The sequence below is a fragment of the Trebonia kvetii genome, assembly GCF_007827045.1.
In the GTDB taxonomy this organism is placed as follows: domain Bacteria; phylum Actinomycetota; class Actinomycetes; order Streptosporangiales; family Streptosporangiaceae; genus Trebonia; species Trebonia kvetii.
In genome coordinates this window covers 724,629-749,626 of record NZ_RPFW01000002.1, presented here as the reverse complement: position 1 = coordinate 749,626, position 24,998 = coordinate 724,629, and the positions used below count along the sequence as shown (strand labels likewise).

At 68.3% G+C, this 24,998-nt stretch carries 26 protein-coding genes and 1 pseudogene; 14 read left to right on the top strand and 13 right to left on the bottom strand.

Annotated features, from left to right (window positions below):
* Window positions 1-31: 31 nt before the first annotated feature.
* Together EAS64_RS12125 and EAS64_RS12120 are read left to right on the top strand one after the other, a co-directional pair.
* Window positions 32-796 carry an ABC transporter ATP-binding protein gene (locus tag EAS64_RS12125; protein WP_145853018.1) on the top strand — a complete coding sequence of 255 codons (765 nt, stop codon included), beginning with the start codon at window positions 32-34 and terminating at the stop codon, window positions 794-796.
* A gap of 14 nt (window positions 797-810) precedes the next feature.
* Entirely contained in the window at window positions 811-1,557 is a 747-nt protein-coding gene (locus tag EAS64_RS12120) for an ABC transporter permease (protein ID WP_145853017.1), read from the top strand.
* Between the two features lie 4 nt (window positions 1,558-1,561).
* Here EAS64_RS12120 and EAS64_RS12115 read toward each other — a convergent pair whose 3' ends face one another.
* Complete coding sequence (locus EAS64_RS12115; RefSeq protein WP_145853016.1) at window positions 1,562-2,200, bottom strand: SRPBCC family protein; 639 nt, start codon at window positions 2,198-2,200, stop codon at window positions 1,562-1,564.
* 114 nt (window positions 2,201-2,314) lie between these two features.
* A complete protein-coding gene (locus tag EAS64_RS12110; RefSeq protein ID WP_145853015.1) occupies window positions 2,315-3,229 on the bottom strand; it encodes an OB-fold nucleic acid binding domain-containing protein in 915 nt (304 codons plus the stop codon).
* Window positions 3,230-3,415: 186 nt separating this feature from the next.
* On the opposite strand from EAS64_RS12110, the gene EAS64_RS12105 reads away from it, so the two are divergent.
* The 3 genes from EAS64_RS12105 to EAS64_RS12095 all read left to right on the top strand — a co-directional run bounded on the left by EAS64_RS12105 (window position 3,416) and on the right by EAS64_RS12095 (window position 5,118).
* Entirely contained in the window at window positions 3,416-3,964 is a 549-nt protein-coding gene (locus EAS64_RS12105; RefSeq protein WP_145853014.1) for a flavodoxin domain-containing protein, read from the top strand.
* 20 nt (window positions 3,965-3,984) lie between these two features.
* The gene (locus EAS64_RS12100; protein ID WP_145853013.1) at window positions 3,985-4,266 is read left to right on the top strand and encodes a hypothetical protein; all 282 of its coding nucleotides are present in this window, start codon (window positions 3,985-3,987) and stop codon (window positions 4,264-4,266) included.
* A gap of 132 nt (window positions 4,267-4,398) precedes the next feature.
* Window positions 4,399-5,118: a pyridoxamine 5'-phosphate oxidase family protein gene (locus EAS64_RS12095; RefSeq protein WP_145853012.1), complete on the top strand. Its 720-nt coding sequence runs from the start codon at window positions 4,399-4,401 to the stop codon at window positions 5,116-5,118.
* Between the two features lie 86 nt (window positions 5,119-5,204).
* Here EAS64_RS12095 and EAS64_RS12090 read toward each other — a convergent pair whose 3' ends face one another.
* Complete coding sequence (locus tag EAS64_RS12090) at window positions 5,205-5,675, bottom strand: cyclic nucleotide-binding domain-containing protein (protein WP_222849241.1); 471 nt, start codon at window positions 5,673-5,675, stop codon at window positions 5,205-5,207.
* A 73-nt stretch (window positions 5,676-5,748) separates the two neighbouring features.
* On the opposite strand from EAS64_RS12090, the gene EAS64_RS12085 reads away from it, so the two are divergent.
* Entirely contained in the window at window positions 5,749-5,967 is a 219-nt protein-coding gene (locus tag EAS64_RS12085) for a hypothetical protein (protein WP_145853011.1), read from the top strand.
* Window positions 5,968-6,112: 145 nt separating this feature from the next.
* Here EAS64_RS12085 and EAS64_RS12080 read toward each other — a convergent pair whose 3' ends face one another.
* A complete protein-coding gene (locus tag EAS64_RS12080) occupies window positions 6,113-6,532 on the bottom strand; it encodes a pyridoxamine 5'-phosphate oxidase family protein (protein ID WP_145853010.1) in 420 nt (139 codons plus the stop codon).
* A gap of 168 nt (window positions 6,533-6,700) precedes the next feature.
* On the opposite strand from EAS64_RS12080, the gene EAS64_RS12075 reads away from it, so the two are divergent.
* Window positions 6,701-7,747, top strand: coding sequence for an alcohol dehydrogenase catalytic domain-containing protein (locus EAS64_RS12075; RefSeq protein WP_145853009.1), 1,047 nt, complete (start codon window positions 6,701-6,703; stop codon window positions 7,745-7,747).
* Between the two features lie 16 nt (window positions 7,748-7,763).
* Window positions 7,764-8,456 (top strand): CBS domain-containing protein, encoded by a 693-nt coding sequence (locus EAS64_RS12070; RefSeq protein ID WP_187365857.1) that lies wholly within the window; start codon window positions 7,764-7,766, stop codon window positions 8,454-8,456.
* A 40-nt stretch (window positions 8,457-8,496) separates the two neighbouring features.
* On the opposite strand, the gene pfp is transcribed toward EAS64_RS12070, so the two are convergent.
* Window positions 8,497-9,783, bottom strand: coding sequence for a diphosphate--fructose-6-phosphate 1-phosphotransferase (gene pfp, locus EAS64_RS12065; RefSeq protein WP_281283247.1), 1,287 nt, complete (start codon window positions 9,781-9,783; stop codon window positions 8,497-8,499).
* A gap of 98 nt (window positions 9,784-9,881) precedes the next feature.
* Between pfp and EAS64_RS12060 the strand changes: the two genes are divergently transcribed.
* Window positions 9,882-10,676 carry a universal stress protein gene (locus EAS64_RS12060; protein ID WP_145853006.1) on the top strand — a complete coding sequence of 265 codons (795 nt, stop codon included), beginning with the start codon at window positions 9,882-9,884 and terminating at the stop codon, window positions 10,674-10,676.
* Between the two features lie 41 nt (window positions 10,677-10,717).
* Here EAS64_RS12060 and EAS64_RS12055 read toward each other — a convergent pair whose 3' ends face one another.
* From EAS64_RS12055 to EAS64_RS12040, 5 genes and pseudogenes are all read right to left on the bottom strand, one after another.
* Complete coding sequence (locus EAS64_RS12055) at window positions 10,718-11,158, bottom strand: universal stress protein (RefSeq protein ID WP_145853005.1); 441 nt, start codon at window positions 11,156-11,158, stop codon at window positions 10,718-10,720.
* Window positions 11,159-11,253: 95 nt separating this feature from the next.
* A complete protein-coding gene (locus EAS64_RS45750; RefSeq protein ID WP_246115635.1) occupies window positions 11,254-11,874 on the bottom strand; it encodes an STAS domain-containing protein in 621 nt (206 codons plus the stop codon).
* Between the two features lie 70 nt (window positions 11,875-11,944).
* Window positions 11,945-12,597 (bottom strand): annotated as a pseudogene (locus tag EAS64_RS47420) (SulP family inorganic anion transporter); the annotation flags it as partial.
* 95 nt (window positions 12,598-12,692) lie between these two features.
* Window positions 12,693-14,231 carry a bifunctional aminoglycoside phosphotransferase/ATP-binding protein gene (locus EAS64_RS12045; protein ID WP_145853004.1) on the bottom strand — a complete coding sequence of 513 codons (1,539 nt, stop codon included), beginning with the start codon at window positions 14,229-14,231 and terminating at the stop codon, window positions 12,693-12,695.
* Window positions 14,232-14,236: 5 nt separating this feature from the next.
* Complete coding sequence (locus EAS64_RS12040) at window positions 14,237-15,139, bottom strand: universal stress protein (RefSeq protein WP_145853003.1); 903 nt, start codon at window positions 15,137-15,139, stop codon at window positions 14,237-14,239.
* A gap of 202 nt (window positions 15,140-15,341) precedes the next feature.
* Here EAS64_RS12040 and EAS64_RS12035 point away from each other — a divergent pair, with 202 nt between their 5' ends.
* Entirely contained in the window at window positions 15,342-15,914 is a 573-nt protein-coding gene (locus EAS64_RS12035; RefSeq protein ID WP_145853002.1) for an Rv1733c family protein, read from the top strand.
* Between the two features lie 178 nt (window positions 15,915-16,092).
* A complete protein-coding gene (locus EAS64_RS12030; RefSeq protein WP_187365856.1) occupies window positions 16,093-16,932 on the top strand; it encodes a CBS domain-containing protein in 840 nt (279 codons plus the stop codon).
* Here EAS64_RS12030 and EAS64_RS12025 read toward each other — a convergent pair.
* On the bottom strand, window positions 16,925-19,102 hold the full coding sequence (locus EAS64_RS12025; RefSeq protein ID WP_187365855.1) for a (Fe-S)-binding protein: 2,178 nt from the start codon (window positions 19,100-19,102) through the stop codon (window positions 16,925-16,927). The genes EAS64_RS12030 and EAS64_RS12025 overlap by 8 nt on opposite strands.
* A 98-nt stretch (window positions 19,103-19,200) precedes the next feature.
* Between EAS64_RS12025 and EAS64_RS12020 the strand changes: the two genes are divergently transcribed.
* A complete protein-coding gene (locus EAS64_RS12020; RefSeq protein WP_145853000.1) occupies window positions 19,201-19,875 on the top strand; it encodes a TetR/AcrR family transcriptional regulator in 675 nt (224 codons plus the stop codon).
* 53 nt (window positions 19,876-19,928) lie between these two features.
* Here the strand turns inward: EAS64_RS12020 and EAS64_RS12015 are convergent, their stop codons facing one another.
* A complete protein-coding gene (locus EAS64_RS12015) occupies window positions 19,929-20,402 on the bottom strand; it encodes a phosphotransferase family protein (protein WP_145852999.1) in 474 nt (157 codons plus the stop codon).
* A 383-nt stretch (window positions 20,403-20,785) separates the two neighbouring features.
* On the bottom strand, window positions 20,786-22,318 hold the full coding sequence (locus EAS64_RS12005) for an APC family permease (protein WP_145852998.1): 1,533 nt from the start codon (window positions 22,316-22,318) through the stop codon (window positions 20,786-20,788).
* Window positions 22,319-22,484: 166 nt separating this feature from the next.
* On the opposite strand from EAS64_RS12005, the gene EAS64_RS12000 reads away from it, so the two are divergent.
* Both EAS64_RS12000 and EAS64_RS11995 read left to right on the top strand, forming a co-directional pair.
* Window positions 22,485-23,930 (top strand): class-III pyridoxal-phosphate-dependent aminotransferase, encoded by a 1,446-nt coding sequence (locus EAS64_RS12000; RefSeq protein ID WP_145852997.1) that lies wholly within the window; start codon window positions 22,485-22,487, stop codon window positions 23,928-23,930.
* Window positions 23,931-23,932: 2 nt separating this feature from the next.
* Window positions 23,933-24,979 carry a phosphotransferase enzyme family protein gene (locus EAS64_RS11995; protein WP_145852996.1) on the top strand — a complete coding sequence of 349 codons (1,047 nt, stop codon included), beginning with the start codon at window positions 23,933-23,935 and terminating at the stop codon, window positions 24,977-24,979.
* Window positions 24,980-24,998 lie beyond the last annotated feature (19 nt).

Genomic DNA, 24,998 nt, shown 5'->3' with positions numbered 1-24,998 from the left:
CTGCGCCCCGGCGGCGTGGCTGAATGGGCGTATGAAAAATGCGGAGCCTGGTGACGGCGCCGGGCCGGTCGTCAGCGGGCAAGACCTCGTGGTCCGCCGGGGCGGGCAGCTGGTGCTCGATGACCTCACGTTCAGCATCGCCGCCGGCAAGGTCACCGGTCTGCTCGGACCGAGCGGCTGCGGGAAGACCACGCTGATGCGGGTTCTTGTCGGCGTCCAGATGGTCACCGCGGGGACGGTGACCGTGCTCGGGCTGCCGGCCGGGCATCCCCGGCTGCGCGCCCGCGTCGGGTATGCCACCCAGGCGCCCGCCGTCTACCCGGACCTGACCCTGGGGGAGAACCTGAGGTACTTCGGGATGGTGCTCGGGCTGCGCGGACGCCAGCTGAGGGAGGCCATGGCGGCGGTCGTGGCCCAGCTTGACCTCGGCGGACTCGACAGGCGGCTCGTCGGCACGTTCTCCGGCGGCCAGCTCGCCCGCGTCGGCCTGGCGGTCGCCCTGCTCAACCGCCCGGATCTGCTGATACTCGATGAGCCGACGGTCGGCCTTGACCCGGTGCTCCGCCGGGACCTATGGGCACTGTTCCACGGCCTCGCCGCCGACGGGGCGTCGCTGCTCGTGTCCAGCCACGTCATGGACGAGGCGGCCCGATGCGACACGCTGCTGTTCATGCGCGAGGGCCGGTTCCTCGCCGAGGCATCGCCCGTGGAGATCCTCAAGCGGACCGGGGCATCCGACCTGGAGTCGGCATTCCTGGCACTGGCCTCGCCCGAGCGCCGCGCGGTGCGCCAGTGAACGGGGAGAGCACCGTGAGCCGCGGGCTCAGCCCGGCGCTGGCCGGCGCGACGGCTCGCCGGGTACTCACCCAGCTGCGGCACGACCCGCGGACCATCGCGATGATGGTGGCGGTCCCCGCGGTCCTGATGATCCTGCTCCGCTATGTGGTGTCCGACTCCCTGGTGCTGAACCGGGTCGCGCCCGAGTACATCGGCGTGTTCCCGTTCGTCATCATGTTCATCGTCGCGGCGATCACCACTCAGCGGGAACGGGCGCGCGGCACGCTTGAGCGGCTGATGGCGATGCCGCTCGGCAAGCTTGACCTGCTGGCCGGCTACGGCATCGCCTTCGGGCTGATGGCCTGCGTGCAGGTGACCCTGGTGCTTGTGGTCTCGCTGACCTGGCTGGGCGTTACGCTGCCCGGCTCGGCGGTGCCGATGGCCGTCGTCGCGGTGCTTGACGCTGTCCTTGGCATGGCATGCGGGCTGTTCGCCAGCGCGTTCGCCCGCACCGAGTTCCAGGCCGTACAGTTCATGCCTGCCTTCGTGCTCCCGCAGGCGCTGCTGTGCGGCCTCATCGTGTCCCGTGACCACATGACGGCCGTGCTCCGCTGGCTCTCGGATGTCCTGCCGCTGTCTTACGCGGTCGACGCGATGCAGCGGATCACCGCTTCGCCCTCGTGGACGAGGGCGATCAGCGCGGATGTGACGATCATCCTCGCGTTCACCGTCGCCGCGCTGATCGGCGGCGCGCTCACGCTGCGGCGGCGCACGCCGTGACGGTTCACTCGTCGCTGTCGTACTCCCCGTGCTCGGTCCGCTGCTTGATGCCGAGCAGCATCTTGCGCTCCATGACAAGGCTGCCTGGTTCCATGAAGAGCAGGTAGAACAGGCGGCTCACGGGGGACAGGGCCTTCACCGCGATCCTGTTCCTGCTGATCAGCCTGGTCGACTCGCCCTCGGGCAGCAGTGCGAACATCCATACCCAGTTCTTGTCCGTGCTGCGGACCGCGAGGGCGCGCGGCGGGTCGGCCACCTCCACCCGCATGACGGGGCCACCCCCGCCGAGCGGGAGCTCGTCGCCGGCCTTGATGTCCTGGTACTCGGGAAGGATCTCGGCGGCGCTGTGCATGTTCAGGCCGAGCATGTTCTCGATCCAGTCATAGCTGTACGCGCCGCCCCGGCCGCTGCCCATCTGCGCCAGCCACGGCCAGATCGCCCCCGCGGGGGCGTCGATGGTGATGGCGCGCGTGGTTACCAGGCCCGCGTCGGCTAGCAGTTCGTCGCCCGGCAGCTTCGCGGCTACCTCGTCGGCCCTGGCGCCCCAGTTGAGGCACCGGCTCCGGAAGAAGAGCAGGTACGCGGCCGGGCCGAGGACGGCCGCCGCGCCGACGCCGGCGGTCAACATACGCCTGATGTTCATGGTGATTCCCCCTGGTTTGCGCCCTTGCCTAGCGTTCCTCTCCAGCCTGGCCGTGACGCCTGGCGGTTGTCAGGGCCGGAGGTCCCGGAGACGGCGGCTACTGGCCACCATCGGCTAAGCCAGCAGCTCGTACGCGGGGTTAGTCATCACCGGGCGGCCGTCGGCGCCAATGCCGACCTTGCCGTGCAGCCGGATGCGGACTCCCGGCTCAATGCCCGCGATGCCGGCGCGGCCGAGGAAGAGCGCCGTGAGCTCGCCCGTCGAGTCGGCGACCTCGCAGGCAAGTACGCTGCTCCCTGACTCCTTGCCGCACCGGATCTCAGCGGCGCGCAGCCGCCCCTGGACAACGACCTTGCCGGGCTGGCGCAGCGATCCGATCGGATCCGTCTCTGGCGGCGGAGCCGGCCACTCGTAGCCTTCGAGGCGTCCGGGCTTGACCGCCGCGGCTGTCCTTGCCCGCTTCGCCTGCGCGGCCTCCACCCGGTGCCTGACATCGAAGGGGACGATCGTGGCCGTCGCGTGGGGGACACGGCTGATGACGTACTTGAGCGCCGCGATCGCCGCAAGGTCATACCCGTCGACGAGCAGCAGGACCACCCGGCGGGAGTAGTTGGGCGGCTCCGTGCGGCTGCCGCCGTGCCCGGTATCGACGAGGTATTCCGTTTCGGCTCCGTATTCCCCGTTGAGCCGGATAAGGGTAAACACGAGCACCGGGAAGATGATCATGATCAGCCACGCGCCCCCGGCGAACTTGACTACCGCGAACAGCAGCACGACAAGGGCGGCGTAGCTGCTGCCCGCCAGGTTGATCAGCAACCGGCGCCGCCAGCGCGGCTCCCTGGTCCTGCGGTGGTACCTGGCCATGCCGAACCCGGCCATCGCGAATTCAGCCCTGAGTGCGCGCCGACACCAACCGTCCCCGGGAACGACGAGCGGAAGCCCGCCGGCGAGCCCGAAGAACGGCAGCAGCGCGTAGAGGATTTCCTCGGTGCCGTAGGCCGCCGAGGACAACCCGTCGCAGGACAGCACCTCCTCGCTTCGCTGCCTAGAACCCAGCTAAGCGTCAGTCGCCGGCCGGGATCAGGGCCCTTGGTCCGGGACCATCGGCACGCCGCGCGCCGCGTTTCGTCCCTGCCCCCACAACCAGGAACGGGCCAGGCTGGAAGTAGAACGGGAGAGAGATTTTCCCGTCAGCCGATGGAAGGAGGGGTCAGCATGCGAGCACTCGTCGTCTACGAGTCGATGTACGGAAACACGCATGCGGTCGCCACCGACATTGCCGCCGGACTGCGCGCCACGCACGCGGTGACCCTGGTGCCGGTGACCCGGGCGACCAGGGAGATGGTCATGACAGCCGACCTGATCGTGGTGGGCGGGCCGACGCACCTGCACGGGATGTCGACGGTCGCCTCCAGGCGGACGGCTGCGGAGACGGCCCGCAAGCGCGGCAGCGGGCTGACCCTGGACCCGGACGCCGACGGACCAGGCCTGCGCAGCTGGCTCGAGCAGCTCCGCGTCGCGGACGCGCTTGCCGCCTCCTTTGACACCAGGCTCAGCGGGGTCCCCGTGTTCACCGGCCGCGCGAGCCGCGGCATCGCGCGGGTGCTGATCCGCAAAGGCTGCCGGCTGCTGCTGCCGCCGGAGAGCTTCCTCGTCAGCAAGAAGAACACGCTGCTGCCCGGGGAGGCCGCGCGGGCCTGCTCCTGGGGAGCACTGATCGGCGAGACGGCCCGGGCCGCCTTCGCCGCGAGCCAGCGGTCATAAACCGCGGAAGGGCCGGAGACATGTTCAGGAGAAATGCCATCGGGGAGGAAGTCCGCGGGCCGGAGGATCTCAGGTTCACCGACCCCACGATCCCTGTCAGGTCCTGCTGCTGCCTGGCACGCCCGGCGGTAAAGGTCTCCATGCCGCCGACGGCGGGCCGCCCGCACTCGGTCGACCTGTGGCTGTGCGGACACCACTACCGCGCGTCCGTCGCGGCGCTGGTCGGGGCCGGAGCGGTCATCGAGGACCTCGTCCCGCCAGAGAGCCTTCCGCAGGATGACAGGGTCGTGGCCCCGGCGTAGTGCCTCATCCGCACCAGGCGGATGCCGAGGGCGTCAGGACCTCAGTAACGAGGACCAAAGCCTCTCTCCTTATCCGCCTGGTACGGATGAGGCTGTAGGAGAACAGAACGGGCGGAAGGCGAGGTGGTTGTGATGACCGTGAGTCAGGCACACGACGTGATAGCACGGGCCGGAGGCGAGCTGGGGGACTGGCCGGCGCCGGCCAATCCCGGCGACCTCAGCAGGCGGCTCGCGTCGCGGCGAGCGGAACTGCGGCTCACCCTCAGTCAGGTGGCCCTGCGGGCCGGGGTGGAGCCGAGGTACCTGAAGTACCTGGAGAACTTCCCCGGTCATCCGAGTCCCGCCACGCTGCGCCAGCTGGCCACGGCGCTGCGCACCACCCCGGCGGCCCTGCTCGGCGCGGGGCAGGAGGCGCCGCCCGGCCGTAACCCTTCCGGCGCCTGCTGGGGCTCGGCGGGCCAGATGGAGCGGATTGTGCGCGCCGATTGCTACCGGCTGCTCGGGCCGCAGGGGATCGGACGGCTCGCCTTCGACACCGCGGCCGGGCTGGCGGTCCTGCCGGTGAACTACTCGGTGGTGCAGAGCACCATTGTGATCAGGACCGGCACGGGTTCGCTCATCGCCGGTCACAGCGACGGCCCGGTCTCATTCGAGGCCGACCATTTCGACCTAGAGCTCGGCCAGGGGTGGAGCGTACTGGTGCGCGGCGAAGCGCACCGGGTCCTGCAGCCGGGAGAGCAACGGAATCTGCGGGAGCGCTGCGACCTGCGGCCGTGGCCCGCCGGCGAGCACGATCTGTTCGTCAGGATCGTTCCTGTCCAGATCTCCGGCCGTCGCATCAGGAGCCAGTAGCTGAGCACAGGAAAGCCCGGCACGCACGTGCGTGCCGGGCTTTGTTTGCGTGCCGGGCTTTGTTGAAGCGGTCTCTCCGTCCGCTGTCACGTACGGACCTCTCCGTAAGACCTGGCGATCAGCCTGGTCCTGGTGTCCTGAAGGCGCCTCGCGACCACCTCGAACAGGCGCGCCGTGACCTCCGCGCGCAGAGCCGGATCGGCCGCGCAGAGTTCCCTGACCGCCTTCGCGTCGAACTGGTACGCCTTGACCTCGGTGACGCACACCGCGCCGAACGCCCACTGGTACGGCGAGAGCAGCCAGGACCAGCCCACGATTCCGCCGATGCCAATGTGGTCGACGATCACCGGGCCCTCGCCGGGCACAAGCAAGTCCAGGCTCACGTGGCCCGACTCGATCAGCCAGAACTTGTCGGCGTACTCGCCGTCGGAGAAGAGCCTGTGTCCGGCGGGATACATGACCTCCGTCGCCGCGTGCGCGAGGGTATCCAGCTGACCGGTTTCCATTCCGCGCAGGAACCGCTGTGTGTATAGACCGGAAGCCGTTACCTCAATCATCTGATCACCCCCTGTCTGCTCATCATGCGACGCCACCACCGCGGCCGTCAGGGCCAAAGGGCCCATCACCCTGGTGACATCTGGCCATGACGCCGCGTGCCGCTGCGGCACGGGACTCGGCGGTGAGAGTTCAACAGAGCGGACCGCCGGCCCGGCAGCCCGCGCCGACAAGGAGGCTCATCATGCGGGCCTTGGCTCGGTGTACCTGTTCGCCTTCGGCCGCCGGCCAAAGGTCGGCCAGGTGGCGCAGCCGGAAGGACACGAGACCATCACCCCGACCGCGACTGCCTAGGCAGCACGTGACAGGCAACGACAGCACAGAGAAAGCAGCACAGGCGACCCCGACCGGCACCACAGCTAGGCGCCAGCCGGGGGTCGCCGGCTAACCAGGCAAGACAAGCCCAGACAAGACACGGCAAGCCCAGACAAAGCGTTCTTCACGCCGGGCCGACGCGGCGGCCGGTGATGCGGTGCGGTGCGATCCGGACGAACAGCTCCCGGTCGCCCGGCGCCCAGGGCTTGACGCCCGCGCTGCGCACCATGTCCTGCCCGGGTCCTGTCATGTGATGGGCGGGACCTTGAACAAGCACGCTCCAGCCCTGCCTGCCCACCAAGTCGATGCTGTCGATCTCGAACGCCACCACGACGTCCGCGCCGGTGATGCCGGTGCGCAAGTCCTCGTCGAGCGGCCCGTGCTCCGCGGTGCGGAATACGATCGCCCCGTCCTGCAGCGCGTAGTTCACTGGCAGCACCGCCGGCCCGAACCGGCTGGTGTAGGCGATTCGGCCTACCCCGCCCGGTGCGATCAGGGCCAGGCACTGCTCCTCGTCGAGCTCTTCGATCATGCGCTCAGCCATCACAGTGTCTCCCTTATAGGCAGCATCGCTCCCATGATGACCTTAGCCACGGCGGGCTCGCCGCGACACCAGACCTTCAGTCCGTGTCCCGGGACCTTTGGCCCCTGCCAGCGGCTGACCGGCGGAGCGAGGCTGGAATTGAAGGCCAGGCGATGAGCGGAGGCGGTCATGCGAGCACTGGTATACCACGGTCCAGGCAAGCGGGCCTGGGAAGAGGTCCCTGACGCGGAGATCACCGATGAGGGTGACGCCATCGTCCGGGTCGATGCGACCACCATCTGCGGCACCGACCTGCACATCCTGGCCGGCGACCTGCCCGAGGTCCGTCCGGGCAGGATCCTCGGCCACGAGGCCGTCGGGACTGTCGACGAGGTCGGCGACGGCGTCCACCGGCTCTCGCCGGGTGACCGGGTCCTCGTCTCCTGCATCAGCGGCTGCGGCACCTGCCGGTTCTGCCGCGAGGGACGCTACGGGCAGTGCGCGGAAGGCGGCGGCTGGATCCTCGGCCATCGCGTGAACGGCACCCAGGCCGAATATGTCCGGGTCCCCTACGCCGACACCTCGACGTACCGGATCCCTGACGGCGCCTCCGACGAGGAAATCCTCATGCTCGCCGACATCCTCCCCACCGGGTACGAGGTCGGCGTGCTGGCCGGCGGCGTCCGGCCGGGCGACGTGGTTGCCGTCGTAGGCGCCGGGCCGGTCGGGCTGTCCGCGATCGCCTGCGCGCGGCTGTTCAGCCCCAGCCATGTCGTCGCCATCGACCTGTCCGACGAACGGCTCAAGAAAGCCATGGAGTTCGGCGCTGACGTTGCCGTCAACAACGCCACGGACGACCCGGTGGCCGTCATCAGGGACCTGACCAGGCGGATCGGCGCGGACGTGGCCATCGAGGCCGTCGGCGCGGCGGACACCTTCGAGCTCGCGGTGAAGCTGGCAAGGCCGGGCGGGCGCATCGCCAACATCGGCGTGCACGGCAGGCCGGCCATCCTGCACCTGGAAGAGCAGTGGGCCAGGGACATCACCATCACGACGGGCCTGGTGGACGCCTCGTCCACGCCCACCCTGATGCGCCTGGTCACCACCGGCCAGCTTGACGCCGGCCGGTTCGTCACCCACCGCTTCGCGATGGATGACTTCGAGCAGGCCTACGACATCTTCGGCGACCACGCGAGCGGCGCACTCAAAGTCGTACTGACCCGCGATGGAGAATGAAAGGCAGGTGCGCGAAATGAACGCTCTCGTCAAGGACGTGATGACCACTCAGGTGTTCGCGGTGCGCTACGACACGCCGTTCACGGGGATCGCCGCCGCCCTGCGGCGGTTCCGCGTCGGCGCTTTTCCCGTGCTCGACGACGCCGGCCGGGTGATCGGCGTGGTCTCGGAGTCCGACCTGCTGACGAAGCAGGCACTCGGCGGCGGTGAGGATGAGATGCCGGGGAGGATCACCGGCCTGCTGCGGCAGCACGACATGGAAAAGGCGCGCGCGACCACGGCAGAAACCCTGATGACCTCGCCGCCGATCATCATCAGGCCCGACGACCCCGTGGAGTACGCCGCCCGGCTCATGTACCTGCGCAGGGTCAAGCACCTGCCTGTCGTGGACGAGGCCGGCAAGCTGACAGGGATCGTCAGCCGGACCGACGTGCTCGCCGTCTACGACCGTCCCGACTTCGAGATAGGCGAGGACATCAGGAGGGACATCTTCGCCGTCGAGATCCCCGCCGATCCAGGGACCTTCAACGTGTCGGTAAGCAGCGGCATCGTCACCCTGACCGGCAGGCCGCGAACCTGCGCGCAGGGCCACGACATCGTCAAGCGCGCCAGGCACGTCCAGGGCGTCGTCGCCGTCCGCGACCGCTTCGACTACCCGCCAGCCGGTCCCGACCCCTTCGACGTCCTGGCCAGCTTCCCGTTCGACTGACCCGGCGACCGCGGCCGATTCCCGGTCTCAGGTTCTGTGCCTAACGGGAACCGGCCGTGTTTCCCAGGTAGCCGAACCGCTCGCGGAAAGCCTGGGGGGTGAGCCCCGCGGCCGCCGCGATCAGGCGGAGCCTGTCCGGGTCGTCGAGGTCCCGCTGGTCGAGCCGGATCATGTACTCGCGGGCTACCCGGTAGGAGCTTGATTCGACGTTGACCTGCCGGATCCGGACCCGTCCGGTCTGCGGGTCGCTGAACGACCCGAAGGGCAGCGCCACCATGTGCCCCTCCTGGATCGTGATCATCCCGCCCGGCTCGTCGCCCGCAAGCGCCTGACCCAGGTAGTCGACGGCCCCGTAGCCGAGATCGCGGGTGTACTCGATGTCGTACGGCACGGGAGGCGCGCAACGGAGCTCGTAGCCGATGTTCTTGCCCTCGACTGTGACCTTCTGCCCGCGCTCTTTGAAGCGGTCCTTGACCTGATTGGCCAGGAGACGGTCCAGTTCCAGTTCGGCCAGCCTGATGTTGCCATGCTCGTCTCGTTCGATCTCCGGCATGGCGTCGTGGAGTTCGTCTTGGCGCAGACGCAGTCCGATTCCCTCGGCGAGGACCGCGACGCCGAACGGACGCCCGTGGGCGATCCGCTTGAGCATGGCGGTTTCCAGGATGTCCACCAGGTGCGACAGCGCGATCGGACTGTCGCGGGGGAATTCCTCGGCGATCAGGCTAAGCGTGGCCCCGGCCGACTTTCCGATGCCCAGGGCCAGGTGGCCGGCTGACCGGCCCATCGCCACCACCAGGTACCACCGCTGGGTGGTCATGGCGTCGGTCATCAGGTTGCTGACGAGCTGGACGCCGACACTCCTTGCGGTCTCGAAGCCGAAGGTGGGCATGCCGACCGGCAGCGGCAGGTCGTTGTCGATGGTCTTGGGTACGTGCGCCACGCGCAGGGTGCCGGCCGCCTCGGCCAGCCGGGAAGCGGAAAACGCGGTGTCGTCGCCGCCGATGGTGACGAGCGCGTCGATCCCGAGCTTCCGCAGCGACTTGAGACAGGCGTGCAACCGCCAGTCGGGGTCGTCCGCGGCCTCATCACGCACTGTCGGGTTGGCGCGCGAGGTTCTGATGATCGAGCCGCCCTGAAGGTGGATTCTCGAGACATCCGTGATGGAGAGCTGCCGTGCCTCCTCGAGGTGGCCCTCGATCAGGTGGTGGAAGCCGTCCATGATCCCGACGACGTCCCAGCCACGATTGCGTGCCTCGATCGTGGCCGCGGAGATGACCGAATTCATTCCAGGGGCAGGACCGCCGCCGCAAAGGATTCCCAGCTTCACCACCCCATCGTTTCAGCAGCAAGGCGATGCGGACAAGGAGGCTCGATCACGAAGAGCGAGAATAGAGAGCAGCCGCATTGAGCCGGAGGGGAGAGGCCATGACAACTAAGCCCGTCGTGGTGGGCGCAGATGGCTCACCGCAATCGCTGCGCGCAGTGGAGTGGGCCGCCAGTGAGGCACGGCGTCACGGCGCGCCGTTGCGGATAATTTCGGTCCCCGTCTTGCCGCCGCGAATGCGCCCAGACATCAGTTCCACGCGCACCGTGGCCGATGTCATCCGTGACGAATCGGCGGCGTGGCTCGACGCGGCCGTCGCGCGAAGCAAGGAAATCGCCCCTGAGCTCCCGCTCGACACCAGCCTGCTGTCTGGCGCTCCGGCGCAGGTGCTCACCGACTGTGGCGTGGGCGCGCTCATGCTTGTGGTGGGCGCGAGCAGCACCAGCGGGCTCGCATCGATGCTGCTCGGCTCAGTCAGCAGATACGTGGCGCAGCACGCCACCTGCCCGGTCGTGGTGGTCGGACAGGAGAAGAGCACCGGGCACCGCAAGGTCGCCGTCGGTGTTAGCGACCGGCATGACGCCGCAGCCACCCTCGCGTTCGCCTTCGACGAGGCCGCGCTGCGCCAGGCGGACCTCCTGGTGATCCACTCGTCTGCCGACGAGGAGGTACCCGCGTGGCTGACGGATTGGTACGAGAAATACCCCGGAGTTACCGTCAGTCAGCAGGTCTGCCAGGGCCACCCCGCCCGGGTGCTCGCCAGCCACTCCGCGAGCGCGGACCTTCTTGTGATCGGGCGCCATGGCGCGCCACATCCCGCTGATGTGGGCGGAATCCAGCGTGCAGTCCTCAGCCATGCCCGCGGGCCTGTCGCCGTCGTGCCCGCAGAGGACTGAGATGCGCAGCTGGCTGTACCTCGCGCTGGTGGCCAGCTTGGTCAGGCGTTCTCTGCGGGGATGACCACGACGGGGCACTGAGCGTGGCTGGTGACCTGACTGCTGACCGAGCCCAGCAACAGTCGCTTGAAGCCTCCGGCGCCGCGGGAGCCGACGACGATCATGTCCGCGCCGGCGGCCGCGTCGAGGAGCACCTCGCTTGGCAGGCCGGAGACCGCCCGGACGGTGACCGACGGCGGCCTCGATGCGGTGTCGATCATCTCGAGTGCGCTGTCGGTTTCCTCTTGGGCCGCATCGCGAGCCTTCTCAGCGCGCTCTTGGTCTCCGGGGTAGCTGACGGCGCTGCCCGAGTACCCGGCGACCTCTTGGCTGACGGTAAGTACGGTAAGCGGCGTATGCCGGATTGACGCCTCGTTGAGCGCCCACTGCAGGGCCCGGCGAGAGTGGACAGAGCCGTCGATACCAACGATGATTCCTGGCATCTTTTTCTCCTTCGCTGACCTGGTTCTTCACCCATGACACGCTGTCACAGCGAATGCCAGCGACTGATGTGACAGGTGCCCGTGATCAGGGCCGTCTACACCGGGTGAGCTGCGCTCCAGCGCTGGTAGGCGGTAACCGCGGATGGCAGGGTGGGGAACAGCATGTCTGGTCCGATTGTCTTAGCGAGTCCGAATGCCTCGAGGCGGACAAGCAGGTCCTGCTTGACGCGGGCTAGCGCCAGGATGGTCCCGTTCTGGGCAAGTTCGTCGCGGACCTGATCGAGAGCCTCCAGGGCGGTGAAGTCTACTTCCACGTTGGCTTCGACGTTGAGCACGAACCACCGGGCGCGATTGCCAGGGCCGCCGCTCCGTGCCGCGGCGAGCGCCCGGCGCCGGAAGTCATGGGCGTTGGCGAAGAACAATGGCGCGTCGTAGCGGTAGACCACCAGCCCGGGAATGGTCCGGGCCTGCGGGTAGTCATCGATGTCATGCATGCCGGCCATTCCGGGCACTGTCCCCAGGATCGCATCGTGCGGGCGGGCGACACGGACAAGCAGTTCGGCGACTGACACGCCGATGGCGACAAGCACGCCGTAAAGGATGCCAAGGACGAGCACGCCAAGGAACGCCGAGGCGGCGATGACCAGTTCGCCGCGGCGGAAGTTGACCAACCGGCGCAGCGCGGTCAGGTCGATGAGCAGGGTTGCCGCGTACATGACAAGCGCGGCCAGCGAAGGCGCGGCTGGTCAGCACGTCGTCGCTGAAGGCAACGGCGAACACACTGAAGGCAGGCAGCGCCAGCTTGGCGAGGGTGCCGGCCGGCAGTGCGGGGACTGCGGGGACGGGCAATCCGGCAGGAATGGTGCCGACTGTCTGGACGCCGTACCGTTGCAGCCCGAAACCGGCCACCATCGCGGTCGCGAGCAGCACCGCGAACAGCGGAGCTGGGAGATGCGGCCACCGAGCATGCGTCACGAACAGGAACGCCAGCACCACCAGCGTGATTATCGACGTAGCGAGCTGGGCATCGCCGAGGTGACGGACGAAGGTCGCCACTTGCGTCACGAACCCCTCCCGGTGACCGGCACCCCGGTGGCGGCAGCGAGTTGCCCCGTGATCATGATGAGCGCCACGCCGGACAGGTAACCCACGAGCACCGGCCGGGACAGCAGGTCGGCGAGAAAGCCGAGTCGCGCAAGCCCCGCTGCCAGGGCCATGACACCCGTCAGCAGCGCCAGGGTGGCGGCCAGCGATGCATACCTGGCCGGGCTGCCCGCAGTCAGCGGGCCGATAGCAGCGGCGGTCATCAGCGCCGTCGTCGCCTCCGGGCCGAGCGATAGCGACCGAGACGACCCTATTGCCGCGTAGATGACCAAGGCCGGCACGGCGGCCCACAGCCCGGCGGCCGGGTTCAGCCCTGCTACCCGCGCATACGCCATCACCTGAGGCACGAGGAAAGCCGCCACCGTAACCCCGGCTAGCAGGTCACCGCGCCGCCAGGACTTGCTGTAGCCCCGTGCCGCCGCGGGGAGCCTCAGCCTGGGCACATATAGGACCGAGGAGAGCGCGAGGCAGCGGGGGGGCCATGCGGGTGGATCGCCCGCAGCGCCCGCTGCACGGACTCGACATGCAGGCCAGTCGCCTCGTCTTCGGTGTCGATGGCGATCGCGTCTGGCCACGGGTCGGCCGCCGCCTCCATCTCGATAGCGATCTCCTGGTCCGCGTCCGCGGTTTCACCGGAACGTGAGTACAGCCGCCCGGCGGCTAGTTCCCAGGGAGCGGTGCAGCGGAGCTGGACCAGGTCAGCGCTGACGGTCGCGGCGGCCGTGACCGCGGCGGTTCGCTGCCAGGCGGCGGTGAACGAGGCGTCGGCGACCACAGATTCGCCGCGGGACAGCAGGACCGTGGCGCGATGCAGGAGTTCTTGATAGACCCGCTCGGTCCATTCCGGGGTGTAGATGCCGGTCGCGTACGGTGCTCGCGCGCTGGTCTCCGCCGGCAGCCCGGCTAGCTCCTTGCGGATCCTGTCGCTGTTAAGCACGGCATATCCGAGTCGGTCCGCAATCTTGCCGGCGACCGCTGACCCGTCACTGCCTGGCAGGCCGCCGACTAGGACCAGGGTGACCGCGCCTTCCCGCAGGTGCCGCAGCGATATCTCGGCCAGGTGACGGGCGCCATGGCGGCCAGCCGGGTCGTCCTGCAGGCAACCGACCTTGGCGCGGACGAAGGCCCGGTACGCGATGTAGTGGTGGCGCAGCGATACCGGAGCCGGGTCGCCGGAGTATTCGGCGTAGCAGGCAAGGAACTTCTCCGCCCACACGGGTGCTCCAAGACGTTCCAGGTCCATGGCAAGGAAAGCGGCGTCGTCCAGCCCGTCTAGCCAGCGGAGCTTGTCGTCGAAATCGAGGCAGTCGAGAATCCGCGGACCGTCGTCGAGGCAGAAGATATCGTCGGCGAGCAGGTCCCCATGTCCGTCGATGATGCGTCCGTCCCGAATGCGGGCGTCGAAAAGCGGGCCCCGCCCCGCGAGGAAGCGGCAGGCGAGTTCCTCGGTTTCCTCGATCATCGCCGGGTCGAGTGGTCCTGGTGGCATTCGTTCCCCGGTCCACTGCCTGGCCTGCAGGACGTTGTCCGCCCAGCGCTCCCGCAGCGCGTCGCGGGTTCCCTGCTCGGAGATCTGCGGTCCGCGCGCCGATCTGGCGTGCTGGGTGGCGAGGATCCGCGCAACCTGGCGCAGCGTCCCGGCCACCGGCGCATGGGCCGCAACCAGGGTCGACAGCCGACGCGAAGCCGGCATCCTGCGCATAACCACCAGATGTTCGCAGACCTGTCCGTCCGTGCCCCGGACCTCAGCGGTTCCGAGGTAGTCCCCGGGCGCGAACCTGCGATTGAGTTCGACCTCCCTGGCACACGCCTGTGCGCGGGCCTCCGTGGTGCCGAAGTCCAGGAAACCGAGACAGACGGGCTTCTTCAGCTTCCACGCCCGGTCGCCGGTGAACAACACCACGGCTGTGGAGGTCTCGGTGATCTCGGCCCACCGTTCGCCGTGCCAGTCCAGTAGCGCGACGGCCATCGTGATCAACCCCCCACGGAGGTCAGTTGCCTGGCAACGCCGAACGTGTGGGCGCCGACCGCGGGGACCGGCGCGGGATGGACGATCCCCACCGGGCAGGACGAGTGGTGCAGCAGCGCCTGTGCCACCGAGCCGAGAAGCATGCCCGGCATCTCGGTGCGGCCAAGACTGCCCACAACGACGAGTTGCGCGCCCTGAGCGGCATCAAGCAAAGCGGATCGCGGCGCTCCAGCGACGACTTGCCTGACGACCTCGATATCCGGGTGCTCGGGTTCCAGCCGGCTCATGACCTGGCCGAACTCCTCGCACAGCTGGCGTGCTTCGCCGAAGACGCCTGGCGAGTCAGCGAGTGCGCACACCGCCACCAGCGGAACGCCGCGCAATGCCGCTTCCTCGAAGGCGAACGCGATGGCATTCTCCGATGTCGGCGATCCGTCGACGCCGGCCACGATCGGACCGGGCGCTGCGTTGACGTACTTCCACTCGCCGCGGACGACGATGACCCTCCCGTGTCCGTGCACGGCAACTTTCCAGGGGACCGAGCCCAGGAGCAAGCCGGGCAGACGGCCGTGCCCGTGCGATCCGAGCACCACCATCTGCGCCGTCTCGCTGAGCTCGCACAGCGCCTGGGCGGGGGATTTCCTGGTCAGCTCCACCCGGACGCGGCTCGGGCGTGCGGCCGATTCCGCGTACCTGAGCCCCTCAGCGAGTGCGAAGTCTCCCCGCTTCCTGGCAATCGCAGCCAGGCTCGGCACAGTCGCCTCACCCGCCGGTGCCAGATCCGACGCGAGGAACACGGCCAGCGGCGTCCTCCGCACGGAGGCTTCCCTCGCTGCCCAGCTCAGGGCCTTAGTGGCGGCAGGAGATCCGTCATACCCAACGACGATTTCGCAGTACGTGGTAGCCATGGCTGGGTCACTCCCTTCACTCCTGACACTCCCAAGCTTTCAACGGGAGCGGCGCGGTCGGCACCGTCGGATGTCCTGACCTGCCGGGACCTTCGGCCCTGCCGCTGCCGTGGCGGCCGCGGGACCGTGGATTGAGTGCCTCTATAGCTGTAATGAGGTGAGACTGATGGGCAGCAGGCAGCGAATACCCAGGGTGACACTGATGAGCAGGCTGGTCCGCGGTCGGCTCTTTGACCGAAACCCGCTGCGGCGCGCTTCGGACCGCGCCGAGACCGTCGTGCTGATCATGCTTGTGGTGGTGTTCCTGATGAGCGCGCCGCTAGTCGCGCTGGCATCGGGTGCGTGGGCGCATGCGTCAGCGCAGCGGTCCGAACTGGCTCAAGCCGCCTCGTGGCATAAGGTCACGGCCGTGACCCTCGTCGCGCCCGGACCGCCCGCATTGGGCTCAGGGAATGTCGCCTCGGAGGCGAAGGCGCACTGGATCGCGCCAGACGGCACCTCGGTGACGGGTGATCTGCCCGTCCCCTACGGTACGGAGGTCGGCGCGACATTCCGAGTGTGGGTGACCCCTGACGGGCACCTCGTCCAGCAGCCGATGAGCGACTCGCAGGTGGCGAACCTGACTGTCGCTGCCGAGGCAGGCGGGGTTGTCGCCGTCGCGATCGTGGTCGCCTTGGCCGGGGTCCTGACCCGCTGGTTGTTCAACAAGCGCAGGATGACGGAGTGGGATGCCGACTGGCAGGCGACGGGCCCGCGCTGGACGACGCATGCGTAAGCGTCCGATCTTTCGGGACCGTGGTCCTCGCCACAAGGGACATTCAGCCATGACGAGCCAGCCGCTCTCAGCGGGAAACTGAAAGTGCTGGGAAAGAAGGAAGTGACCACAGATGCCCCGAACTGAAAATCACCTGGATGGAATGCTGCGGCACCTCGGTGCAGCGTATTACGAATCCTTGCAGGGCCGGGCTACTCAGGCCGACCTGGACCGGGCGCTCGACAACGTGGCCGAGCACATGAACGAGCAGGCCATGCCCGCGGCATCCCGTGCGGCGAATGCCACCAAGCAGGCGGCCAAGGGAGGTCGTGCAGGCCACGCTGCCGGTACCCGAGGGTGGTCCCGCCGGGTCGGCGACGTCATGGCGACCTCTGTAGTGACCGTCGACCGGGCAACTCCCTACAAGGTGATCGCCCAGCTCCTGGAGGAGCACCGGATCAGCGGCATGCCCGTGTTGAAGATGGGCCGCGAGGTGGCGGGCGTTGTGACAGAGGCAGACCTGCTTGCCGTGCAGGCGAGGACGGCGCGTCGGCTTCGTGCACCCGTCCGCCTGGGGTGGGGTGTACGCGGTAAGAGCCATCCGGCGCTCGTCGCAGGGGAGCTGATGACCGCCCCGCCTATCACGATCGGCCAGAACTCCACTGTTCCCTCGGCGGCCCGGCTGATGACCAGCCACCACCTCAGGCTGCTGCCCGTCGTGGACGACGACGGGAAGCTGCTCGGCGTGGTCAGCCGTCGTGACCTGCTGACCGTGTTCCTCCGCCCGGACGAGGACATCGCCGCGGACGTGCGCCGGGTGCTCGACGAAATCCTGCTCGCGGGACCAGGGGAGGCCGACGTGAGCGTCCGGGACGGGGTCGTCACTCTCACCGGGACGCTTGACCCGAAGGCCGGTGAGCACGGTGACCTCATCCCGGTCGCGCTGCGGCTGATGTGGGACGTCGATGGAGTCGTCGACGTTATCGACCGGCTCGGTCAGCCAACGCCCACCGTTCCCGCTCAGGTGCCCCTTACTTGACCGGTGTGTCACCCGCCGGCTGCTGGTCCGCCGCGGCCCCGCCTTCGCGGAGTTTGATGGCGCGGACGAGGAGCTGGGCGACGTCGATGACTTCGAGGGTCTGTTTGGCCTGGCCGGCGGCTTTCTTGGCGTTGACGGCGTCGCCGAGCATGACCATGCAGTAGGGGCAGGCGGTGGAGATGGTGTCGGGGTCCAGGGCGAGGGCCTCGTCGATGCGTTCCTCGTTGATCCTTTTGCCGGTTCTTTCTTCGAGCCACATGCGGGCGCCGCCGGCGCCGCAGCAGAAGCCCTTGCCCTTGCACCGGTGCATTTCCTCGGCGGTGGTGCCGGGGACGGCGTCGATGATTTCCCGGGGCGGGGTGTAGATCTTGTTGTGCCGGCCGAGGAAGCACGGGTCGTGGTAGGTGATCTTCTCTTCCACCGCGGTGACCGGGGTGAGCTTTCCGTCGGCGACGAGCCGGGCGAGCAGCTGGGTGTGGTGGATGACCTCGTAGGTGCCGCCGAGCTGGGGGTACTCGCGGCTGATGGTGTTGAAGCAGTGCGGGCACGACGCGATGACCTTCTTGCCGGTCCCGGCGCCGACCCCGGCGTCGTTGAGGGTCTCGATGTTCTGGGCGGCGAGCATGCCGTAGACGAACTCGTTGCCGAGCCGGCGGGCGGGGTCGCCGGTGCAGGCCTCGGCCGGGCCGAGCACCGCGAACTTGACCCCGGCAACATGGAGTAGCTCGGCGATCGCCTTGGTGGCCTTCTTCGCCCGGTCGTCCAGCGCCCCGGCGCAGCCGACCCAGTACAGGTACTCGGTGTCGGCAGGGATGGTCCCGTCCAGGACGGGGACCTCGAAGTCGAGCTCGGTGATCCACTCGGCCCGCTTGTCCTCGGCCATCCCCCACGGGTTGCCCCTGCGTTCCAGGTTGTTCAGCATCGTGGTGGCCTCGGCGGGGAAGGCGGACTCGATGAGGACCTGGTGGCGGCGCATCCCGTTGATGTGGTCGATGTGCTCGATGTCGACCGGGCACTCGTTCACGCACGCACCGCAGTTGGTGCACGCCCAGATGACCTCCGGGTCGATCACCCCGTTGACGTCCGGCCCGCCGACCAGCGGCCGTTCCGCCTCGGCCAGCACGTCGGCAGACAGCGTGACCCGCTCCTCCTCGGTCGCCAGCAGCCAGGGCGCCTTCGCGAACGCGTGGTCGCGCAGGTCCAGGATGAGCTGCTTCGGCGACAGGGGCTTGCCGGTCGCCCAGGCCGGGCACTGCGACTGGCAGCGGCCGCACTCGGTGCAGGTGCCCAGGTCGAGCATGCCCTTCCAGGTCAGGTCCTCCACCTTCCCGATCCCGAACACATCGGTGTCCGGGTCGGCCTCCTCAAAGTCCAGCACCTTCCCGCCCGAGCGCATCGGCTCCAGCGGGCCCAGCCCGTCCGGGCGGCGGGCGAACATCACGTTCACCGGGGCCAGGAAGATGTGCAGGTGCTTGGAGTAGGTGACGACCACCAGGAACGCGAGCACCACCGCCAGCTGCGCCAAGATGAACACGACCTCAAGCACCGCGTTGACCCCGTACCCCAGGGGATGCAGGACCTGCGCCACCGCCCAGGACGCGAACGCCCACGCGTGCGGGTAGGGGAACACCCCGGTGTTCTGCTGCGCACCCCGGTAGACCAGCAGCGTGATGATGACCAGCGCGATCATGGCGAGGACCACCCACGCGGCGCGGGTGTGCGAGCCGAAGAACCGCGACCTGCGGCCCTCCTTGTGCGGGTTCTCGCGGAACCGGATGACCGTGAACGTGCTGATCCCGCACAGCACCCCGACCGCGAACAGGTCCTCGATGAACCCGACCACCGCCCAGTGCCCGATCACCGGGATCGCGAAGTCCCGCTGGAACAAAGCACCGTACGCCTCGATGATCGTCAGCAGCAGCACCAGGAAACCCCAGAACGTCGCCGCGTGCGCCATCCCCGGCACCGTCCACTGCAGCAGCTTCCGCTGCCCGACCACCTCCGTCAGCTGCGTCTCCGCCTCACGCCCCGGATGCGACCTGGCGTACTCAAGGCGTTCCGGCGCCGGCTGGCCGCTGAACGCCAGCCGCTTCAGCCACCACAGCCGCCGCCCCGCCACGGCAAACGCCGCGACAGTCAGCACCAGGCCGACAATCATCCGCACGATCATGTCTGGCCTCCACGGTATCGAGTATCGTTCGGATGGTACTGAGTACCTCAGCAAGTCGCAAGTGGCGACCAGCCACGAGATTGGAAAGACTGGCGGCCATGACCAAGCCATTGCCGCGACAACGGCTCGCCGAGGCCGCGTTCGCACTGTTCGACGAGCGTGGCTACGAGCAGACCACGGTGGATGACATCACCGAGCGGGCCGGACTCGGCCGGACGACCTTCTTCCGGCACTACCGTTCCAAGGAAGACGTCATCTTTCCCGACCATGAGCGGCTGCTTGAGCAGATGGGGGAGCGGCTGCGGACATCCAGTCACAGCACGGCCCTGGTCGCGGTCGCCGAGGCGGTGCGCCTCGTCCTGCTGCACTACATCGACGAGGGTGACCTTGCGCGCCGACGCTACATGCTGACCAGCACCGTGCCCGCGCTGCGCGACCGCGAAATCGCCACCGTCGCCCGGTACCAGCGGCTGATCCGCGAGTTCATCGCCGACTGGATGGGCGATACCGCTGAACCCGCCCCGCTGCGGGCCGAACTGATGGCCGCCGCCGCCGTGGCGGCGCACAACCACGTCCTGCGCCGGTGGCTGCGCGGCGAGAGCCCCGATCCAGTACGCGAACTCGATGACGCCCTGGCCCTGGTGATCGGTCTCTTCACCGCACCCGCGGACGCCTCACGCGGCACCGGCACGACGGTCGTCGCGTTCAGCGGCGACCAAGACATCGAGACCCTCATCCCCGCACTGCGCCGCCTGATAGAGGGCCCGCACTGACAGTGCGCCGCCTGGTACAACCACGTCAACATCGCGGCTCAACCGCGCGGAGTTCAGTTCATCCGGTGGGCGATCCACGCGCGTCCGGCCATGGCAGCTTGGGCACGGAAGGCGCGTTCGTTCATCGGGCCGTGGAGAGCCTTGTACTCGCGGAACATCGTCCACAGCGCCCCGAGGGCGGCGATTACGGCTCCAGGAGGCGCGGCGTGCCAAGACCGGATCTGGCTGATCAACTGCTCGGCGCTGCCGGGGCTGTGCCCAGCCTCGATAAGACGCGGGACGAGCAGGACCGCGTCGATCCACGGGGCACCCGAGCCGGCGAAGCTCCAGTCGACGGCGAGCACCTGCCCGTCAGCGGAGACTTTGAGGTTCCCGGGGTTCAGGTCGTAGTGGACTAGCCTGCCGCCGGCGAGGTCGTTGTCCTCGAAGCCGTTGATCGCGGCGTTGTACATGTCCCACCGGTGCCCGCCCGGGTGCTTCCCAAGCAGCGCGGCAGCCTTGTCCCGCAGCGTCGCAATGTTCTGCATGACGGGCGCGGCGCGTCCCGCTTCATGGTGCCGATCTTGTCGAGCGCGGCCAGCACCCCCGCCAGGTCGGGTGAGCCCGGCGAGAGGTCAGCGTCCCTGGCATCCAGGTAGTCGAAAACCATCACCAGCCAGCCTCCGGCGTCGGAGCAGAACCGCATCCGGGGCGTCGGCACGCCATCCTAGGGGTCGAGACCAGCAGCTGCCGGGCCATGACCACGCGCTGGATCTGGTTGGTGCCCTCGTAGATCTGGGTGATCGTGGACCAACGGGCAGTTTCCACAGGTAGATGATTTGTAGGGTAGCTGGGCGTCAGCACGGATTCAGCACCCCCGCTTCTGCCGTCCGGCTATTGCGACCGATTAGCCGCGCATCGCGGCGGCTGACTAAAGGCCCTCGTTGATGAGGCGGCCGACCTTGTCAAAGGTCTGCGGCTTGAACCGCTTGTAGTAGAAGGCCAGGGCGATGCCGATCAGCACTACCGCCAGGTCAATCGGGCCGAACAGCTTCGCGTACCCGTATGACCCGGCCCCCAGGAAGTTGAGGTTCTCGAACAGCAGGTACACGACGTAGCCCTGGCTGATGAAGGCCAGCACCGGGGCGAGCAGCGTCGTCCACCAGTGCACCTCGTCTTTGTGATGGCGCAGGTAGTAGACGAGGATCGCCAGGGAGACGAGCGCCTGGACCGACAGGATGATGATCACGCCCATGACCGCCATCAGGCCGTACAACTGCCCGTAGGCCTGGGAGCTGGGGTCGTTGGTCCCCACGAAGATCGCGAAGAGCCCGATGATGATCGCCGACACCACCGTGGCGAAGATCGACGCGATGTGCGGCGACTGCCACCGGGGGTGCGTCTTGCCGAGGACCGGCGGCAGCATCCCCTCCCGCCCGAGCGAGTAGGTGTACCGGGCTGTGGTGTTGTGGAAGGCCATTCCGCAGGCGAACGAGCCGGTGATGATCAGGTAGCTCATGACCGAGGTGACCCAGTGGCCGGCGTACTGGGTGGACGGGGTGAAGAAGAAGTTGGCCGGGTCACTCTGCGCCGATGCGATGGCCGAGTTGACCGACGGGTAGCCCGCCAGCGACGCCCAGGAGGTGAGCGTGTAGAAAACGCCGAGGCCGATCACCGAGATGTACATCGCCCGCCCGACGTTCTTCTTCGGGTTGCGGGATTCCTCGCCGTAGTTCGGGGCCATCTCGAAGCCGACCCAGGACCAGAACGCGAAGAACAGCCCGACGCCGATCGCGCCCGCGGTCAGCTTGCCCGAGGCCGGGAAGGACTTGAACGCGTTGACCGGGTTGATCGCCGACCAGTAGATGTGTCCCTTGGACAGCAGCAGGACGTCGAACAGCACCAGGATCAGCACCTCGGTGATGAGCCCGACGGCGAGGATCTTGGCTGAGAGCGACACGTCGAAGTAAGTGAGCAGGCCGATGACGACGACCATGCCGAGGGCCAGGGGTGCCCAGCCGACGTTCAGCCCGAGGGACGCGAGCTTCAGGTTGGCGAAGTAGGCGAAGCCGCCGGCCAGCGATGCCTCGAAGACGCCGTAGGCGACCAGCGTGCCGAACCCGGCGCCAAACCCGATTTCACGGCCAAGGCCGTGGCTGATGAAGGAGTAGAACCCGCCGGCGGTTGTCTTCTTGCGCGACATCGCGACGTACCCGACGGAGAAGATGGTCAGGATGACGGTCGCGACGATGAAAGCGGCCGGCGTGCCGATGCCCTCGCCTGATCCGACCACGATCGGGGTGTTCAGGAGCATCGCGGTGATCGGCGCTGATCCCGTCAGGGTGAGGAAGAGCACGCCGCCGAGGCCGACCGCGCCCTTCTTGAGCTTAGCGACATCCCCCTGGGTGGAGATGTCGAAGTCCTCCGTCCCCGCTGGCGCGGTGACGGGCTCTGTTTGTGCCACGGGTTGCCTCCCCTGAGGGCCTATTGGCGTCTGCGGGGAAAGTAACAGTTAATCGGATTACCTATCAAGAGTCTTGGTTGAAATAATTTGTCTGAAACATGGACCACTTGACACGAAATGGTTGAGAAGGCAGAGTTTTGGTTGACCGAATAAGGAAGAGGTGGCCGTGACCGGGGAACTCATCCGTTTCACGTCCAAGAAAGAGCTGCTGGCGAAGGCCGAGCGGTTCTGGAACCCGGGCAAGACGCGGTTCTGGACGCAGTCCGGTGTGCCGCTCGTAATCGGGCGGCGCGAGGGGTACGTGATCCACGACGTCGGCGGCAAGCGCCTCATCGACATGCACCTCAACGGCGGCACCTACAACCTCGGGCACCGCAACCCGGAGATCGTCGCGGCCGTAACGCAGGCCATGGCCTACTTCGACATCGGCAACCACCACTTTCCGTCGGCCGCCCGGACCGCGCTGGCCGAGGCCCTGATCGCCACCGCGCCTGACGGCATCGCCAAGGTGATGTACGGCAGCGGCGGCGGCGAGGCCATCGACATCGCGCTCAAGTCGGCCAGGCATGCGACGCGGCGGCGGCGGGTCGTCTCGGTCGCCAAGGCGTACCACGGCCATACCGGGCTGGCCGTCGCGGCCGGCGACGAGCGGTTCGCCAGGCTGTTCCTCGCCGACCGGCCGGATGAGTTCACTCAAGTGCCGTTCAACGACATCGACGCGATGGAGGAGGCGCTGGCGCCCGGTGATGTGGCAGCGGTGATCATGGAGACGATCCCGGCCACCTACGGGTTTCCGCTGCCTGCGCCGGGCTACCTGCGGGCCGTCAAGGACCTCTGCGAGCGCCAGGGCAGCCTGTACATCGCCGATGAGGTGCAGACCGGGCTGATGCGCACCGGCGAGCTGTGGGGCATCAGCAAGCACGGCGTCGCACCCGACCTGCTGGTCACCGGCAAGGGCATCTCCGGCGGCCTGTACCCGATCGCGGCGGTCCTCGCCACCGAGCGGGCCGCCGCCTGGATGGAGGCCGACGGCTTCGCCCACATGTCAACGTTCGGCGGTGCCGAAGTGGGCTGTATCGCCGCGCTGCGCTGCCTTGAGATCACGACCCGGCCCGCGGTCCGGACGATGTCCCACCACATCGCGGCCTTCTTCACCCAGGGCCTAGACCGGATCCAGGCCAAATACCCCGATTGGTTCACCGGCGTGCGGAAGGACGGCTTGGTCATGGGCCTGGAGTTCGCCCATCCCGAGGGCGCCAAGTTCGTGATGCGCCGCCTGTACTCCCGCGGGGTCTGGGCGATCTTCTCCACCCTCGATCCGCATGTCCTGCAGTACAAGCCGGGCCTGCTGCTCGACCCGGCGCTGTGCGCGGAGATCCTGGAGATCACCGAGGCGGCCATCGGGGAGGCACGCGAGGACGCCGCCGCCGAGCGCGGGGTGTCATCCCGTGTCGTGGACGCAGTTATCCCCGCCGACACAGGCGACATCCCGCTGGGCGATCTGCCGTCGTTCCCGGCCGACCCCGCCGCGCGGTCACTGCTGACGGAACAACTGGCCGCGTGGGCTGCCGTCGGCGAGCCGCCGTACCCTCACCCGTCCAACGCGAGGTGACGATGGCGGATCACGATCTGTCGGCGGGCGGGGACATCCTGGACCGGGTCACCGCGTGCGCACGGGCCGCGCTCGCCGACTACGGCGTCCGGCCGGACGCCGATGTCAGGCTCCTCAATGTCTCGGAGAACGCGACGTTCCTGGTGACCGACCAGGACGCCGGACCGTCGGTGCTCCGCGTGCACCGGCTCGGCTATCACAGCCAGCAGGCGATCGCGTCGGAGCTGGTGTGGATGGACGCGCTGCGGGCCGAGGCCGGGATCCGCACCCCATGGGTGCTGCCCGCCGCTGACGGCCGCCGCATCGTGAGCGTGGCCGATCCCGGCGTGTCCCGCCGTCGCGGTGCTTCCCGGCAGCGCCCAGCGACCCGCTTCTGTGTGCGGTTCGAGTTCCTGCCAGGGACGGAACCGCCCGGATCGGACGGCGGTGCCGCGGCCGCCGCGCATTTCGCGGAGCTCGGCGAGATCACGGCGCGGATGCACGCGCACGCCAGGGACTGGGATCGGCCGGCCTGGTTCACCCGGTTCCGGTGGGACGTCGATGCGGCGTTCGGCCCGCAGCCACGATGGGGTCGCTGGCAGGACGGCACCGGCGTCGGCCCGGCTGAGGCGGAGATCCTCGGGCGGCTCGAGCGTAGGCTCCATGACCGGCTCGCCGCGTTCGGGACCGGACCCGAACGGTTCGGGCTGGTGCACGCCGACACCCGGCTGGCGAATCTGCTGGTACACGAGGGCAGCACAGCGGTCATCGACTTCGACGACTCCGGGTTCGCCTGGTACTTGTACGATCTGGGCACCGCCGTCAGCTTCTTCGAGCACGACCCCGCCGTACCCGATCTGGTTGCCTGCTGGCTGGACGGCTACCGGCGCGCGGGGGCACGGCTGCCCGCCGCGGACGAGGCCGAGATCTGGACTTTCATCCTGTTCCGGCGGCTGCTGCTAGTCGCCTGGATCGGCTCGCACCCGGCCGCGGCAGGCGCCGCGGAGCTCGGGGCCGGCTACACCCGCGACAGTTGCGACCTGGCCGAGTGGTACCTCGCCAGTCATTAGCCATGAGGGCGTGAGGAGG

Bases quoted from the DNA above. Each gene is read 5' to 3' on its own strand.
- EAS64_RS12060 (WP_145853006.1), top strand. From the start codon at position 9,882: ATGACAACTAAGCCCGTCGTGGTGGGCGCAGATGGCTCACCGCAATCG.
- EAS64_RS12020 (WP_145853000.1), top strand. From the start codon at position 19,201: ATGACCAAGCCATTGCCGCGACAACGGCTCGCCGAGGCCGCGTTCGCA.
- EAS64_RS12115 (WP_145853016.1), bottom strand. From the start codon at position 2,200: ATGAACATCAGGCGTATGTTGACCGCCGGCGTCGGCGCGGCGGCCGTC.
- EAS64_RS12105 (WP_145853014.1), top strand. From the start codon at position 3,416: ATGCGAGCACTCGTCGTCTACGAGTCGATGTACGGAAACACGCATGCG.
- EAS64_RS12070 (WP_187365857.1), top strand. From the start codon at position 7,764: ATGAACGCTCTCGTCAAGGACGTGATGACCACTCAGGTGTTCGCGGTG.
- EAS64_RS12045 (WP_145853004.1), bottom strand. From the start codon at position 14,231: ATGGCCGTCGCGCTACTGGACTGGCACGGCGAACGGTGGGCCGAGATC.
- EAS64_RS12125 (WP_145853018.1), top strand. From the start codon at position 32: ATGAAAAATGCGGAGCCTGGTGACGGCGCCGGGCCGGTCGTCAGCGGG.
- EAS64_RS12090 (WP_222849241.1), bottom strand. From the start codon at position 5,675: ATGATTGAGGTAACGGCTTCCGGTCTATACACACAGCGGTTCCTGCGC.
- EAS64_RS12100 (WP_145853013.1), top strand. From the start codon at position 3,985: ATGTTCAGGAGAAATGCCATCGGGGAGGAAGTCCGCGGGCCGGAGGAT.
- EAS64_RS12040 (WP_145853003.1), bottom strand. From the start codon at position 15,139: ATGGCTACCACGTACTGCGAAATCGTCGTTGGGTATGACGGATCTCCT.
- EAS64_RS12095 (WP_145853012.1), top strand. From the start codon at position 4,399: ATGACCGTGAGTCAGGCACACGACGTGATAGCACGGGCCGGAGGCGAG.
- EAS64_RS12075 (WP_145853009.1), top strand. From the start codon at position 6,701: ATGCGAGCACTGGTATACCACGGTCCAGGCAAGCGGGCCTGGGAAGAG.
- EAS64_RS12015 (WP_145852999.1), bottom strand. From the start codon at position 20,402: ATGCAGAACATTGCGACGCTGCGGGACAAGGCTGCCGCGCTGCTTGGG.
- EAS64_RS11995 (WP_145852996.1), top strand. From the start codon at position 23,933: ATGGCGGATCACGATCTGTCGGCGGGCGGGGACATCCTGGACCGGGTC.
- EAS64_RS45750 (WP_246115635.1), bottom strand. From the start codon at position 11,874: ATGTACGCGGCAACCCTGCTCATCGACCTGACCGCGCTGCGCCGGTTG.
- EAS64_RS12055 (WP_145853005.1), bottom strand. From the start codon at position 11,158: ATGCCAGGAATCATCGTTGGTATCGACGGCTCTGTCCACTCTCGCCGG.
- EAS64_RS12025 (WP_187365855.1), bottom strand. From the start codon at position 19,102: ATGATCGTGCGGATGATTGTCGGCCTGGTGCTGACTGTCGCGGCGTTT.
- EAS64_RS12035 (WP_145853002.1), top strand. From the start codon at position 15,342: ATGAGCAGGCTGGTCCGCGGTCGGCTCTTTGACCGAAACCCGCTGCGG.
- EAS64_RS12080 (WP_145853010.1), bottom strand. From the start codon at position 6,532: ATGGCTGAGCGCATGATCGAAGAGCTCGACGAGGAGCAGTGCCTGGCC.